The sequence below is a fragment of the Actinoplanes sp. CA-051413 genome (assembly GCF_050955795.1).
In the GTDB taxonomy this organism is placed as follows: domain Bacteria; phylum Actinomycetota; class Actinomycetes; order Mycobacteriales; family Micromonosporaceae; genus Actinoplanes.
On record NZ_CP192101.1, the window covers coordinates 38,936 to 53,647 of the forward strand.

13 protein-coding genes and 1 pseudogene are annotated in these 14,712 nt (G+C 70.2%); 7 read left to right on the forward strand and 7 right to left on the reverse strand.

The window, feature by feature from the left end; all coding sequences use genetic code 11:
- Positions 1-77: 77 nt before the first annotated feature.
- A pseudogene (locus ACQP2Y_RS46875) lies at positions 78-1,070 on the reverse strand (tyrosine-type recombinase/integrase); the annotation flags it as partial.
- Between the two features lie 152 nt (positions 1,071-1,222).
- On the opposite strand from ACQP2Y_RS46875, the gene ACQP2Y_RS46880 reads away from it, so the two are divergent.
- The 4 genes from ACQP2Y_RS46880 to ACQP2Y_RS46895 all read left to right on the forward strand — a co-directional run bounded on the left by ACQP2Y_RS46880 (position 1,223) and on the right by ACQP2Y_RS46895 (position 4,263).
- Entirely contained in the window at positions 1,223-1,465 is a 243-nt protein-coding gene (locus tag ACQP2Y_RS46880; protein WP_433732509.1) for a hypothetical protein, read from the forward strand.
- A gap of 221 nt (positions 1,466-1,686) precedes the next feature.
- A complete protein-coding gene (locus tag ACQP2Y_RS46885; RefSeq protein ID WP_433732510.1) occupies positions 1,687-2,316 on the forward strand; it encodes a helix-turn-helix domain-containing protein in 630 nt (209 codons plus the stop codon).
- Between the two features lie 1,303 nt (positions 2,317-3,619).
- A complete protein-coding gene (locus ACQP2Y_RS46890; RefSeq protein ID WP_433732512.1) occupies positions 3,620-3,871 on the forward strand; it encodes a hypothetical protein in 252 nt (83 codons plus the stop codon).
- Positions 3,872-3,876: 5 nt separating this feature from the next.
- Positions 3,877-4,263: a helix-turn-helix domain-containing protein gene (locus tag ACQP2Y_RS46895; RefSeq protein ID WP_433732514.1), complete on the forward strand. Its 387-nt coding sequence runs from the start codon at positions 3,877-3,879 to the stop codon at positions 4,261-4,263.
- 374 nt (positions 4,264-4,637) lie between these two features.
- Here ACQP2Y_RS46895 and ACQP2Y_RS46900 read toward each other — a convergent pair whose 3' ends face one another.
- From ACQP2Y_RS46900 to ACQP2Y_RS46920, 5 genes are all read right to left on the reverse strand, one after another.
- Entirely contained in the window at positions 4,638-5,723 is a 1,086-nt protein-coding gene (locus tag ACQP2Y_RS46900; protein ID WP_433732516.1) for a hypothetical protein, read from the reverse strand.
- Positions 5,720-5,986, reverse strand: a complete 267-nt coding sequence (locus ACQP2Y_RS46905; RefSeq protein WP_433732518.1) for a hypothetical protein — start codon at positions 5,984-5,986, stop codon at positions 5,720-5,722. Before ACQP2Y_RS46905 ends, ACQP2Y_RS46900 begins: the two co-directional genes overlap by 4 nt.
- 625 nt (positions 5,987-6,611) lie before the next feature.
- Positions 6,612-7,721: a hypothetical protein gene (locus ACQP2Y_RS46910; RefSeq protein ID WP_433732520.1), complete on the reverse strand. Its 1,110-nt coding sequence runs from the start codon at positions 7,719-7,721 to the stop codon at positions 6,612-6,614.
- 131 nt (positions 7,722-7,852) lie between these two features.
- On the reverse strand, positions 7,853-9,271 hold the full coding sequence (locus tag ACQP2Y_RS46915; RefSeq protein WP_433732522.1) for a type IV secretory system conjugative DNA transfer family protein: 1,419 nt from the start codon (positions 9,269-9,271) through the stop codon (positions 7,853-7,855).
- Positions 9,272-9,277: 6 nt separating this feature from the next.
- Positions 9,278-10,594, reverse strand: a complete 1,317-nt coding sequence (locus ACQP2Y_RS46920) for a M48 family metalloprotease (RefSeq protein ID WP_433732524.1) — start codon at positions 10,592-10,594, stop codon at positions 9,278-9,280.
- 787 nt (positions 10,595-11,381) lie between these two features.
- Between ACQP2Y_RS46920 and ACQP2Y_RS46925 the strand changes: the two genes are divergently transcribed.
- The gene (locus ACQP2Y_RS46925) at positions 11,382-11,717 is read left to right on the forward strand and encodes a hypothetical protein (RefSeq protein ID WP_433732526.1); all 336 of its coding nucleotides are present in this window, start codon (positions 11,382-11,384) and stop codon (positions 11,715-11,717) included.
- The gene (locus ACQP2Y_RS46930) at positions 11,717-12,445 is read left to right on the forward strand and encodes a helix-turn-helix domain-containing protein (protein ID WP_433732528.1); all 729 of its coding nucleotides are present in this window, start codon (positions 11,717-11,719) and stop codon (positions 12,443-12,445) included. Before ACQP2Y_RS46925 ends, ACQP2Y_RS46930 begins: the two co-directional genes overlap by 1 nt.
- A 409-nt stretch (positions 12,446-12,854) precedes the next feature.
- Here the strand turns inward: ACQP2Y_RS46930 and ACQP2Y_RS46935 are convergent, their stop codons facing one another.
- The gene (locus ACQP2Y_RS46935) at positions 12,855-13,175 is read right to left on the reverse strand and encodes a hypothetical protein (RefSeq protein WP_433732530.1); all 321 of its coding nucleotides are present in this window, start codon (positions 13,173-13,175) and stop codon (positions 12,855-12,857) included.
- A 133-nt stretch (positions 13,176-13,308) separates the two neighbouring features.
- Here ACQP2Y_RS46935 and ACQP2Y_RS46940 point away from each other — a divergent pair, with 133 nt between their 5' ends.
- A complete protein-coding gene (locus tag ACQP2Y_RS46940; protein WP_433732532.1) occupies positions 13,309-13,632 on the forward strand; it encodes a hypothetical protein in 324 nt (107 codons plus the stop codon).
- The last annotated feature ends 1,080 nt before the right edge of the window (positions 13,633-14,712 follow it).

Below are 14,712 nucleotides of genomic sequence, written 5' to 3' on the forward strand. Positions count from 1 at the left end.
TCCTGGTCGCGGTCGATCAGCGGGGTGAACTGGTCGCGGATCCGGCGACGAGCGATGTCGCGGCGGCGTTCGGCGAGCAGTGGTTCAAGGTGGCGGGCGACCGCTGGCGGTACGGGAAGTTCGCGGGTGCGGCCGCCCTTGCCGCGGATGACGGCGGTGCGGTGGCCCTGGTTGACGCGTAGGTCGCTCACGTCCAGGCCGGTGGCCTCGCCGACGCGCAGGCCCAGGCTGGCGAGCAAGCCGAGCAGTACGCGGTCGCGGCCGGAGGTGACGAGGTCGCCGGCCCCGGTCATGGTGCGGCGCTCGACCACCTGGTTAGCGGCGCGCAGCAGGGCGCGGACCTCGGCGACGGTGAGCCCGACGGTGGGCGAGTAGTCGCGGTTCAGCGGCGGCCGGTCGACGGCGGTGACCGGGTTGCGGGCGACCAGGTCGTGGTCGGCGAGGTAGCCGTACCAGCTGGACAGGGTGGACAGCCGCCGGTTGACGGTGCTGGCGGCGGGCGGTCGCGGGCCGTCGCGCAGCTGGGCGAGGTAGGTGTCGAGGTCGCCGCGGCGCACCGCGCGGGGGTCCTGGTCACGCGCGGCCAGCCAGCTCAGCCAGCCGGCGAGGTCGCGGAAATACGCCCGGCGGGTGTGCGGCGAGCGCCGCGAGAGCAGCCAGGCAACGGTGGCGGTGCGCCAGGTCCACCGGCCTGGACCGTTGCCGGGCAGCGGCAGCGCCGCCACGGCATCGACGAGGGCTTGCTCGTCCGCACTGAGCGTTCGGGCCGCGCCGCCATCGCTAAGCCACACCAGGTTGCGAGAGCCGATCGAGAGGCTGAGTACCTCCTCCCGGTAGAGCTCCCCGTTGATGAAGACGGACAACGGCTGGTCTGCGGCGGGGCCCTCCTCGCCCTGCTCGTGGATCCGGTCGCCGATGGTGGCGCCGGAGGCGAGGGTGTGCCAGAGCAGCTCCGCGTTGGCCTCGGCGCGAGGGCCGGACGCCGGCGGCACTTCGGACAATGCGAGATCCGCCGGCTCCAGCTCACCGTGTCCGGCGAGGTGCACCAGGTCGGGCAGCGGAGAGGCCATGCTGGCCAGCCTACGGCCCAGCAGGTGATAACAGTGATTATCACTACTGCGACTTTGCAGTCCTCGGCCACCGTCGGATCCTGCGAAGCAGGGCGAAGTCAGGCAGCTCTCCCTTAAGGAGAGCTCTGCCGACCGGAAGGACCCCGCCCGCCATGACCTCCCCGGCTCCCGCCGCCACCCCCGTCCCGCCGCCCGCGCCGTCCGGCACCCCGCGCTGGGTCTGGGTGCTGCTGATTCTGCTGACCGCCGCGCTGGTCGCCGTGACCGCTGGTCTGCTCGCCCACGCCGGCGGCGCCAGCATCCCGAACGCCATCCTGACCGGCGGCGCCGCCTTCGCCGGCGCCACCGGCCTGCTACTCGGCCTGGCCCACTTCGGTGCCGGCGGCCGCGGATGACATCCCCACCTGGCCCGCCCGGCTGGCGGACGACGCCGCGGCGGGGGTCGCGCCGCCCGCCCGGACCGTCCAGCGAGCCGGGGGCAGCGCTTCGACCACCAGGCCCAGGTGTGCCGGCGCCTGGTGGTCGAACGCCTCGCCTGATCGCCCAACTGGAAGTGTCTAAACACTAGACGTAAAATGAGTGGACACTCTGACCACAAACTGTCTAATGTTTGGACATGGCTGATCCGCGTTTCCTCGATGCCGTCCGTCAGGCCGCCAAGGACTACTCCGCCGCCGAGCACCAGCTACGCCTCGCCGTCACCGCGGCCCGGCAAGCCGACGAACCGATCGCCACGATCGCCAAGGCGGCCGGCGTCACCCGCCAGACCGTCTACAACTGGAGCCAGGGCTACGCCCAGGGCCAGGCCGGCCTGACGGTGTCCGACCGGACACCGCTGGCCGAGCTGCCCACGCAGCGGCCCCGTACGGTCAAGGGCGCCCCGGTGCTCGTGCTGACCCGCTCCAAGTTCCCCGCCGGTCGCCCGAAGTGGGTCGGGCACATCGGCAAGGCCAGCGGATACGCCGGTGACCTGCTCGGCGTCAGCGTGCCCAGCAAGATCGTCGATGTCATCGCGCACTCCTGGGCGCTGATCGGCGACGCCGAGGGCAACGGGACGCGCCCGCAGCCGGGCGACCGGGTAATCTGCCTGCCCGACGACGACGCAGGCGACATGACCGCGGCGCTCGGCACAGTCGCGGACAGTACCGGCCCGGACGGGCCGATCGACGTGCTCGAGCTCGACGGCATGACCCGGTGCCACCGGTGGGCGCTCGTGCTGCCCGCTGACGGCGACGAGCCGCGGTAGGGCGACGGTAAGAGACCGGTGGCCCTCTGCCCCGTCTGGGGAGAGGGCCACCGGTCTCTTACCGGTTCGGGTCAGACGTGCTGGGTGATCGTCGTACCCGGTGCTGGGCTGCGCGGTGGCCGCGGTGACAACCGGCCGCTGCCTGTGGTTTGCCGGTCGCGCGGCGCGCCCGCGACACCGGCACGCTCGCACGGCCGGTTCTCCCGGCGGCGCCAAACCCGTAGACGCCGACGACGACACGCCGGGCCGGCACGCTCGGCTGATCGACAGGCCGACCTCATCGTCTCACGATGCGGGAACTTTTGGAGCTCTTGGGGAGTGCTCCGACGGGTCGGAAAGGGTCAACCCTCGACTCTTTATCGAATCATTTTTCGAGCAATGAACGACGTTTCGACGATGGTGCCAGGTAAAGCTTGGCAGACGCGCTTGCAATTGCCTTACATCGATGCGCTGGGGGCGTTTTAGGAAATTGCTTAATGATCGTTTTTGTGGCCTGCATCGCGCGCGTGCCCGCGCGAGGGTGCCCGCCCGCGCGCGTGGGGGCGCGCTTCCGAACGCGCGGGCGCTTCACGCGCGTGACGCGCCTTGGGTGCGCGCATTCCGAGATCCAAAGGGAGGCGATGTGAGGCTAAGTGGGACCCATCGGAACTGTTTGTTGGCCGCCGGCACACTTACGCAACGTTGTGCGCATGGTCAGTTCGTTTCATCCGCTTGCAGACCGCGGGCAGATCCCCCTCAGTTCGTTCCAGTTCGTTCCAGGAGGTTGTTTAAACAGCTCAGAACTTTGATGCTGGTACCCGTGGGACGGAGCAGGGCATACCGAGGGGGGCGACAGTGGGCTACCACCTAAGTCACCGTGACTGCCCCCAACGCCCGGTCCGCGCCCGGAGCCCTCGTCGCTTCTTCCAACGGTCTTGGCGGCTTCGAGGACTCAACTGAAAATCGGGCCTCCGTTGCCGCGGGGGCCTATTTTTGTGGAATAAGGCAGGAAAAGCATAACGCTTTTCCTGCCTTTTTTATTTGCTCACTCTTGTGCTTCCGTGGCGTCCAAACGCAAATTAATCGGCGCGCTGACTGACTCGGCTTGTAATCGTTCCGGTCCGGGGTATCGCGGTTCGGGTTGATGCGCGCTCGCCGAAAGTCATGCATCATTTGTGAAGGCGAGATGTTCGGTGTCCGGGGCGGCAACCCCGTAGGCCAGCGGTGGCTCAAGCATCTCGCTCGCAATACCCATGTCCGAGCCGCCAAGACCGTTGGCGGGCGCCTCCGTACTCGCGGGGGCGCCCGGAAAGTGAGGAGCGCGATGATCTTCGCGTTGATAGCTGTCCGCCCGCTCCGGTGGGCGTGTCAGCCTCTAGACCCACAGGAGGCCCGCGCCCGCTCGGCACGCCGGTGGCGTCTGCTGATCCTGATCGTGGTCGCTGCTGTCGTGCTTGCTTTGGTCGTGCAGGGCTACACCCTCGGCGCGGCGCTGGCCGCGATCATCGGTGTCGTGTGCGCGGCCAGCATGACGGCTCGCTACGTCCTCGGCGCTGCGGCGTCCCGGGCGGTGTGACCGCCATGGCCACCGTCAACGATCCGGAATACCAGGCCGCGCTGCGCGAATTCGGCATCTACATGCGTGGGCTGCATCGCCGAGGAGGCGAAGTGTCGTACCGCGAGGTCGCCAAGGTGACCGGTACCTCACCCGCGACGGTGCACCGGTACTTGCACGGCAGCATCTTGCCGCGCTGGAGCTTCCTGGTCGCCTACCTCGCCGAGTACGGGCCGATCATGGGCTTCGACGCCACGGATGAGCTCAAGGCCCGGTGGATGTCCGTACGCAACATCCTCAAGCCGATCCCCGACGACGTCGGCCCGATCGGCACGAGTTACCACCCGCCGAGGCGGCTGACCGCCGTCCCTACCAGTGAGCCGCCGGGCGCCACCCGACGCAAACCCGCATAACCCAGCACCAAACGAGTGGCCCGCCAGCACAGATGGTGGGCCACTCGCCGCTCGACGGTCTACCGCGCGATCGAGCGGGCCGCGACCGATGTGCCATGAACGGCACGCTGACGGCTCACCCGCACCAGCCAGCCGCGCCCGCTCCGGCGCTGGCGGCACCATCGCCGTGCTGCTCGCCCTGGCCCACTTCCTCGGCGGCCGGACCTGACGCTCGACGCCCCGGGCACCGGCTCGGCTGGCAGGGCGTGCCGTCCAGCCGGACCCCTTCCAAGGCCGGGCGTACCCGAACGGGGCCGGCCCTGAGCGCGGCCGAGGGCCAGGGCCGCCGGTGGGCGGCCCTGGCCGTTAACAGTGCGCCTCGGTGGGTGAGGTCGTCAGACCCATCCGAGGATCTGGTCGATCACTACATAGCCGGAGCCGGTGAACAGGCCGGTGAGCAGCAGGATCAGCCCGACTGTCACCGGGATGGGAGGAGCGCTGGTCCACTGCCGGGGAACGCGGAGACCGGATCGCGGTGAGCGGTTTGTGGTCTTCGGTCGTTGCGGCGTCGGCAGGGGTGTCCTGTCGCCGGGAGCGCCGTTGATGGCGAGCCCGGGAGCCGGTGGCGACGCCTGGAGTTTGTCCGGTGCGTCGAGGGTGTTGCGGAACCGCGACCGTATCTGCGCGCGGATTCTGTCCTCGCGGCTGTGGGCCGAGTAGAGGGTGCCGCGCGACCGTTCCCAGGTGTACATGAGGATTTCGGTGGCGGTGAGCGGCTGGTGGGGCTTGGTCTGTTCGGCGATAGCCCGTCCGATGTAGCGGCAATGCCCGGGTGGGGCGTCTGCCAGCGTCTCGGCTCGGCGCTGCCATGCCTCTTGGGCCTTGCGCAGCGCCTCCTGCCGGAGCTCGGTCTGGCGTTGCTGGGCCTCGTGGTCGTCGAGGAAGACTCCTTCAGCGACGTTGAGGCGCATTCCGGGTTCCCGCCGCGGGAGTTGGGCGTGCAGCGAGGCCGAGGATGCCGGAAACCGTCTGGGTGCTGGCGGTGGAGGTGCCGGACCCGGTGCGGGAGCAGGCGCGGCCTGCTCGGATTTGCGTGCTTTGCGTCTCGGCGCCGGTTTGGCGACCTTCGGAGTGTTTGCTTGGTGGCTTTTGCGGCCCTCCTCGTGGAGCTCGCGGATGTGGTCGTACTGCTGCTGGGTGTAGGTGCCACCGACGCGTTCGTCGACGAACACCTCAAGCCACTTCTCGATCGACGGCCACCCCTTGTAGCGGCCGTCCATGGTGGTGGTGATCGTGTTCTTCGCGGTCCCGGTGCGGGTCATCCAGTCAGGCAGGATGTCCTGATCGCGGAGCATCTTCCTGAGGTACTCACCCAGCGCCTTGGCCGGCCTGTCCTCGGGGATGTCCTTGAACGATCGCGGGGTCAGCTTCGCCGGTTGGTCCGGATCTGCGGATGCACCGTCCCGTTTGGTCCGGCTCACCTCAGATGCAGCGGTGACGCGTCGGCGGGCCCGCCCGCCGGGCGGCCGCCGGCCATCAGGGCCAGCACCTGGTAGGTGAAGCCGACCGCGAAGGCAGCTACGGCGGCGACCGTGGCCAGCGCGTCCGCGGTCGGCATGCCGCCGTTGATGAGCAGCAACGGCGCTGTGGCGGACACGAACACCACGATGATGATGAGCACCGCGCGTGACGGCACGCGCTGGCGGTTGCCCAGCCCAGTAGGCAGGCAAGGGAGGAACGACATCGGTCTCAACCCTTCAAAGGGACGAAGGAAGCACGCCAGCCGGAGCCGGCGTGCTCTGGGTTTCGCGCAGACGAGAGGGCTCACCGTGGCGGCTACTCCACAGCCCAGTCGTCCAGGCGATAGAAGACGATTCCCCTTTTGCGCCCGGTGCGGTAGCCCGTAGAGGCACCCCGATGTTCATCAAGATCGACATGGGGCGTCATGAACGAGGCGAAGACCAGCAAGTTCACAACCGCGGCGGGTACGTGAACATGGCCGCGGAACAGAAACCCCAGGTCAGACCCTTGCATGAACGGGTCGTAGCCATCATGGTGGGGGCTGGCATGCATTCTCGACATCGGTCTCACGGGTTTCACCACGTCGAGAAGCGGGGTCCCACGGCTACGGGACCCCGCACCCGTGCCACCGCTTGTGGTCATGAGTCGGGCACGGAGAGCTAAAACTGCGTAACGGCGTGAATATCCGGCGCTTGATCACGGAGTGCGAAGCCCTGGCGGATGCGGATCAATCGCTGTAGCTGCCCGCAGCGGGGCCCCCAAAATAGCGGCGCCTCTCCCTCGTTACGGATCGTCCCGCCGTTGTCATGTCCTCGCCCGCGAGAGACCGCCGTGTTGTCCGCGGTGGTTCAGCCGCTCCAGATGATCCGGCCGGGCAGCGCCGGGTCGACGTCGACGGTGCCGGTGATCTCGATGGGCAGCTGCTGGGTGACGGTGCTGCGGTCGCCGCCCGCGGAGGTGAACGCGGCGTAGGTGACGGTGACCCGGCCCGGCGTGATGGTCCGCATGGCCGCCGGCGGGTCGGTGGGCCCGGGCTGCTCGGCCGGCACGACCTCGATCACCGGTGCCTGGTCGATGCGCCAGCGCACGTCCGTGGCGCTGATGACGATGCCGGGCACCCGGAACGGGCAGCCGGCCGGGGTAAGCGTCTCCTGCTCGGCGCAGGCGGCGAGGAACGCGGCGACCTGCTCGTCGACCTGGTCGACGACGTCGGGCCGAATCTGCACGGGCAGCTGCAGGGCGACGGGGGTGGCGCGCTGGTCGGCGGTGGCGGGGACGTCGACCTGCGCCGGGGCCGCCGGCGTCGCGGCGAACAGCGGGTCAGTCGGCGGGACCTGGACGGTGTAGCGGCCGGGTAGCACGGTCACGCCTTGGTCGTCAACGGGCACCTGGGCGCCGGCGACCTGGACCTGGTCGAGGCGGCCCGCGGTGACGGCCAGGCGGCCGGTGGCGCCGGACATGATCCGGAACGGGCGGGCCAGGCCGGTCCCGGTGCGCTGCACCCGCATGGTCACGGTCTGCGCGGCGCCGCCGAGCCGGTACGTGACGGGGACGTAGGCGATCGACTTGTCCGGCCGGCGGGTGTTGTCGGTCGGGTCGCTGTAGGAGATCTTGCCGAGCTGCACGTCGGTCGGTGGCTCGTACCCCCTGCTCAGGGCGTTGCCGGTGCAGGCAGGTGAGGTGCAGCCGGCGAGCTCGGCCGCGGTGGTGGTGTCCCGGGCGGTCAGGGCGGCGAACAGGGCCCGGACGGGCTGGTCGGGCGGGTACCGGGTGTTGTTGATGGTGACCGCGGCGAGGTAGCCGACCAGGGCCAGCACGACGACCAGGGCGACGCCGAGCCCGGCCAGCCATGGGGTGCGGCCGCGCGGCCGCCGGTTCCACCAGGCCCGCGCCGGCGCGAGCGCGTCAGCCCGCACCTGCTCCGGAGCGAGGACCGGGCCAGGTTCCGGAACAGGCACGGGCGCAGGCTCCGGGGCAGGGACCGGGGCGGGCGCCGGGTCCGGGGCGCCGGCGAGAGAGGCGCCGCAGGTGCGGCAGAACCGGGCGGCCGCGGCCGCCGGCGCACCGCAGCGCGGGCAGGTCAGGGCAGTCATGATGCGGCTGGCAGCCGGTCGAGCGGGTGCAGCGGGGTGTACCCGGACAGGGCCTGGTACGGCGCGATGAGGCCGGCGGGGCGGGTCTCGACCAGTAGCGGCTTGTCGGAGCGGTAGAACAGCCAGGCCCGCCCGGGCGGGAGCTGCTGCAGCGCGTCGACGGGCAGCACGGGCCGGTACAGCGAACCGATCGCATGCTGCCGGCCCTCGTTGTCCCGGTCGGCCAGCTGCCCGGGCTGCGCCGGCGAACGCGTCGGGTCCGGTCCGCCGGTGTAGTACGTGGCCTGCGCCTGTCTGTACTCGCCGGCCCAGGACGACACGTCGCGCAGGTCCCCGCCGTTGCTCATCCCGCCGTAGATCACCTTCGCCGTGGTCGCGGTGAGGATGGCCTGCTGCATGTCGGTGCCGTACCGGGCGCGTAGCTGGGCGAGGGACTGCGCGGCCCACAGGGTGACGACCCCGGCGCCGCCACCCTCGGAGACCAGCTCGGGCAGCGAGTCCAAGGGCGCGATGTTGGCGACCTCGTCGAGGCACAGCAGCAGGCCCGGATCGAGCCGGCCGCCCGGGGTGCGGGCGGCGAGCTCGGCGGCGCGCTGGGCGATCGCGTCGACCAGGCCGACGATCAGCGGCGCCGCCACCTTCTGGTAGTGCGACGGCCCGACGATGAACAGGGTCGAGCCGCTGGTCAGGAACGCGTCGATGTCCAGGAACGGCCCGTGCGTCGAGGCGCGGACCCGGGGTTCGGCGGTCGCGTCGATGCAGGTTCGGGCCATCGAGAAGAAGCTGCCGCGTTCACGGTCGCCGAGCAGGTGCAGCGCGTCCAGGTCGTCGGCCCAGTCCGCGGCCATGCTGGTCGAGGCGCGCAGGATCGTCGCCGCCTGCTCGGTGTCCTGGCGGGCCAGCCAGCGGCGCACGTCGGCGATGTCTGAGCCGTCGAGGGCGGCGGCGTGGAACAGCGCGCGCAGGATGGAGGCGGCGCCGGCGGTCCAGTGCCCGGAGTCGCTCACGCCCTGGCCGACCACGGCGACCATCGCCGAGGCCCGCCGGTACGCCACGGACGGATCGGCGCAGCCCGCGATCGGGGACCACTGGACGCTGGTTACGCCGGGCACCGAGCCGAACGGGTCGTACACATACACCTGGCCGCCGCGGGCCGCGGCGAGCTGGCGGCGGCGGTTGCCGGTGAACTGCAGCAGATCGGGCCGGGTGGAGGTGACCACGGCCGGGCCGTCCCAGGTCATCAACGTGGGCATCAGCACGCCTGAGCTCTTGCCGTAGCGGGGCGGACCGACCACGCCGACCGAGTCCTGCGCGCTCGACCAGCACGGCGAGAACCCATCCAGGGGGTCCAGGCCCAGGTAGACCGCGGGGCGGGCGACGACGTCGAAGCGCGGCAGCGGCGCGAACTCGAGCACCGGGGCTTACCAGCCTTTCCGGACGGTGCTGTCGCCGGTCCAGCCGGGCAGCGCCCGCATCAGCGGGTGGTCCTCGTTCATCGGGTAGACCCGGCCGGTGTCCTCCAGGCGTTCCAGGCGCAGCTCGTTCGGCGGGTGCGACGCGAGCAGGGTGCGGTCCCAGCCCGAGCGCTGCCCGTCGAAAGACCCGCGCAGGTAGGTCAGGGCCTGGCGCAGGCCGGGTGCGTAGCCGGCGGCGGCCGCCGCGGCGTCGGCCCGGTACTCCTGCCCGCGCCACAGCCGCGACTGGGCGGGCAGGACGCCGTACCGGACGGTGACCAGCACCGACCAGAGCAGCACCCGGATCAGGACCTGCAGCGGGCGGGCCCGGGCGGCGCGGAGCATCCGGTCGGCCAGCTCGAACACCAGATACAGGGGCAGGGCGACGCCCTTGGCCCAGGCCATCGCGATCGCGTCGCCGTCGCGCCAGTGCGCCAGCTCGTGGGCCAGGACGCCGGCGACCTGCTCGCGGTCGTGGTTGAGCTGCTCCAGCAGGCCCTGGTTGATGACGATGTGCCGGATGCCGGCGGCCGCGTTCGGCTCGCGCCGGTCGTCGATGAGCAACCTGGGCAGCCCGGTCAGGCCGAGCCGCTGGCCGGCCTCGGTCAGGATCGGCAGCAGCCAGTCCGCCTCACGCCGTGACAGCCGGCGGGCGCCGCCGATGCGCAGCCGGGCCGCCTCGGTCGCCGCGGACCACCACACGTACAGCCCGCCGACGACCACGGCGACCAGCACCTGGCCGAGCAGCACCGCGACCGGCCACAACGGATCGCCGGCGTAGAGCTTGCGCCACGGGTAGACCGCGGTCATCGCGCCGAGCTCGAGCGCGCCGTTGACCATCCCAAGCAGGCCGCCGACGATTCCGCCGATCTGCGCGGCCGCGGTCGGCAGCAGGTCCTGCGCGGAGACCGGCAGGGGGAACACGTAGCCGAGCAGGACATCGATCCGACCGAGCATCGCCGTGCCGATCAGCGTGCCCGACACCACGCCGGCGACACCGCCGACGATGGCGCCGACCCCGGCCATCAGCAGCACCATCGGCACCCCGAACCACGCACCCACGATCCCCGCGAGGGTGCCGGGCACGTTCCGGCCGATCGTGGCCCGCACCCAGGACCGCCTGCTCGGGCCGCGGGCCGCCCGGCCGGGCACCGGGGCGGGCAGCGCGTCCAGCACGACCGGGGCCGGGGCGGGGGTGACGGCGGGCGTCAGGGCGGCACCGCAGTGCGGGCACGACGTCGCGGCCGGGTCCGGTAGCAGCCGCCCGCACTGGTCACAGAACACCTGGCACCCTCCCCGTGTCGCCTGGCGGAGGTCAACTGTAGAGATCAGCGTCAGCACGCCGTTGGCCTGCACACCCGGCACTGTCACGCAGCCGCAGTGCAAGTTCGTCGCAACCACTGCTGGCGCCTGCAGTGACCTGCGGGCCGCAGAACGCGCCGTCCGATGCCTGCACTGCACAACACACCGGTGCTCGGGCTGACGCCGAGCAGCTGGCGGGTGATCCACGCTGGGGCCCTGCACAGCCTGATCAATTCCTTTCAGCGTTTCACTATGTTGCGTGCAACACCCCCTGCTGAGCTGCTTTCGTCGAATGCAATGAAAGCAGCTCAGCAGGGGGTGTTGCACGTTTCAGCTGTTTAGCTTTTTGCGCGCATCGCCGCAAAGTTCTTCCGTTTCCTTCTTCCCGCGACCATCTTGTTCTCAGCGAGCCTCGGCTTTACGGCAGGGGCGGCTACCTCCGAAGCGTTGTCTGGTTGGTACCCGGGCGTGCGAGACGGAGCCGCTGGTGAGACTGGGTGACAACAGCCTCCTGGCACGACGATGGGCCGGGATCCTTTGCGGATCTCCGGCCCATCTTCTTTTGTGGATCAATCCATCTTGACTTCGGCGGGGTCTTTCTCTCCTACATCGGTTGCGCTATCGATACGGCCAGTTAGGATGACACCCAGATTCGCGCTGTCACACGCGAATCGGTAATTGGCTCCACAACTCAAGGCCCGGGTACCAACCCAGACCACCGCGACCCCGACCGCTATGCGGTCGGGGCATCACCGCACCGGAGGTGCACGTGAATCACAATCCCTGGCTGACCTTCCGCAGGTGGCTCCTGCGCGTCCTCGTCCTGCTGATCGTGCTGGCAGTCTGCGCCGCCTTCATGGCCTCCGGCGAGAGCCTGCTCGGCGCCCTCGCCGGCGTCGTGCTGGTGTTCCTGGTCGCCGCGAACGTCATCCCGTGGATCATCAACGACGACAAGGCGGCGCCGCCCGCCCTGCCGCCGAACGTGATCCCCGGCGGGTTCGGCTCTCTTACCGCGCCCGGCACGCCCAGCACCAACCCGTCGGCCCAGCCCGGCCCCGCTCAGGACCCCGGTGCCGAGCCGGCTGACACGGACCAGGCAGCCTGATGGGCTCGGTAGAGCTCATCGTGGCCGCACTGGCAGCCGGGGCGGGCAACGCGCTCGAAGGGACCGCGACAGACGCCACGGCAAACGCCTACGCCTCGCTGAAAGACCTTCTGAAGACCCGTACGCGCGACCGCTCCACGGGCGCCATCGCGATGACGCCAAGCGGCTATCTCGATCTGCCCCACGAAGACCCGGGCACGCGCTTCGCCGAGGTGCTGTCGGCTCTGCGCGCCGATGCGGGGATCCCGCTGCGTGCGCTGGAGCCCAAGGTCGGCAAGAGCGCGGCCACGCTGTCGCGGATCTTCAACGGGAAGATCATGCCGACCCGCTCCGTGCTCGGGAAGATCCTCGCCGCGCTGGAGACGCCGGCCGGTACCGGGCAGCAGATCATGCAGCTTTGGGCAGCGGCCATGAGTGCGAACGCGGGGCCCGGAAAGCCCAAGGCCTCCACGGCAGCGGCGAACGAGCAGGAGACGGACATCGTCGTGCACGGCGGGTCGATCGCCTTCACCGACAAGGCCGCCACCGGTGGCCGGGTCGTCATGATCCACGGTGGCGACGTCTTCTTCTCCCCTGAGGCCGCACGGGCGGCGCGTCAGATCATCGTGCACGGCGGCAACGTCGAGGTCAGCGACCAGCCGGCCTCGTTCTTCCAGCACGATGGCGGCGCCCACCGAGACGATGAGGACCTGCCGGCGGCAGGCGGGCACCTGCGGAGCGTCAGCTGAAGTTCGCACGCCTGGCGGCCCCTGCTGTAACAGCAGGGGCCGCCAGTGTCCTTCCAGGCCAGGCGACCCGCCGTTTCTTCAGCCGCTCCAAATGACCCGGCTGAGCTGTGTCGGGTCGATGTCGATGGTGCCGGTGATCTCGATGGGCAGCTGCTCGGTGAGCGTGCTGCGGCTCCCACCGGCGGAGGTGAACGCGGTGTCGGTGGACCGTGACCCGGCGGAACGGTCGCCGCGGCCGTGCGGAACGGCGGACCGTTCCGGAAAGCGCCCGCGGTCGAGGCCGGACCGTTCCGCCGGGTCACGTCCGGGTCATCGCGGCCTGCGGGCTCGTGGAGTCGGGCGGCGCAGGTCGGTCCAGGTGACGAGTCTGCTGCGACGGGACCTGACGCCGACGTCAATTCGGCCGCAGTCAGCTCCGGTCAGACGCGGCGCTCGGCCTGGTAGCCGGCTCGGGGCGCCGCCACCCCCAGTGCCGGATCTCCCAGCGACCGCCGTCGAGGCCCATCGCATACAGCGCGTCGGCCGCCTCGCACGCCTGCTCCACCGTGGCGAACGTGTTCTCCGTGACGTGGCTGTCCCAGGGCAGCGCCATCAGGTGCACGAGCCACCTGCCGTCCGGCAGCTCGCAGAGCCGCACGATGTACTGCGCCAGCTCGCCGTCGCCGGCCTGCGCCAGGTACGTCGCGGACTCCCGCACCCGGCGCTGCATCTGGTAGTTCCCCCAGTTCACCCCGACACGCTATCGCACACCTGTACGACAAGCTTCCGGACTGAGGACGCTGCCGCACTATTGCAGGCGCCTCATTCGTGGTCGCGAAACGAGAACCGGTGGCTCAACGGCGCAGGTCGGGAGGTGGCAACGGGTGGCAACACCCCGCTACGGGCTAGCGGCCCGTTACCGGCAGTCCGCCCGGACCGGGCCGCGTACGGTCGAGACCGTGATCGACGATGCCGAGCTGGCCGCCGCGATCGCGCAGCGGCCGCACTGGCAGCTCGACGACCAGGGCGCCGTGTACGCCCCGCCCGGCGCAGGCGCCCACGTGCGAATCCGCCCGGTCCAGACGCGGGCCCGGGCACGGGAGCGGTACTTCGCGTCGGTCATCGCCGGCGAGACCGCCCTGCAGTCCACCCTCCTGCCCACCGCGGCGACCGCGGTCACCTGGGGCGAACGCCGCCGGCTCACCTAGGACGCGATCGCGCCCGGAGGGACGGGCGGACAGCCGCGGACAGACGGCCGTCTCGCCGTCGTGGTCCTGGCGCCTGGACCATCATCGTGTCGGGACGACAGGCCAGTCGCAGGTCGTAGCCTCCCTGTACCGAGGTCGCCCTCGGCGCAGGGAGGCGAACTAGACGGTCAAACCAAAGACCGCCTGAAAGCGACATGTGCGGTCAGCGCCAGCGCGACGGGCGTGGCAGTCTCCGGATACTGCGAGACCGCGACACCTAGCAGCACTGCTGCCAGCGTGCATCCCCACCGCTGAATACGGGTACGGGTGATGCGTACTTCAATGAGGGGAATGTCCCGATTTTTTTCGCACATTGCGTGCGACGGTTTTCGCTGAGACACGGCAGACTTCTTTCCAGGGCCGCTTCCCTTGCTAAGACGCGGCGGCCCTCCTCGGAGGAACAGAACGCTCGAGGAGATCGGTGGGCGCTTGGTTAGCCCCCGAGCGCCCACCTCCCGTGCGCTGCGGCACGGAACTCTCCCACCGGACAGCTTGACGGGGTGCTTGCGCGCACGGTCGGACCAAACGTGCGTCTTTCGCGTGGCCGATCGGCCACGCGAAGCAAACCTGCCGCGCCCGAGCCGGGAATTCGGTAAGACGCACGTTCTGTGCCCCCGCCCCCGCCCCCGCCCCCGCCCCCGCCCCGTGGCCGAGCCGGAACGGGTGCAGCGGGTGGCTGGTCGCCGTCGTTGGTCCCGGCGCCCGGCTGCCGCACCGGCCGCACCGGCTGCGCCGGCTTGCCCTCGAAGGTCTGGCTGCCGCCGGCGTCGCGTCGTGGCCGAGCAGCCCCTGTCGCCCTGAGTACGTCTGTGCCGGGCTGCTGCCTGCTCACCCTGTTGGGAGTCGCTGTCTGGCTGTCCAGTCGCCTCACGACGCCGCTACGCGTCGTCTGGTCGGCCGCCGGGCCATCCGGCCAGCTCAGCTCTGTACAGAGTCCTCAAGGTCAACTTCGATTGAAGTACCAAGGTATCTTCGATACAAGATCAAGGATTTTGAACGCCTACAAGATCCACAAAGAGCGCATTTCGGGAGGTGGGGCAC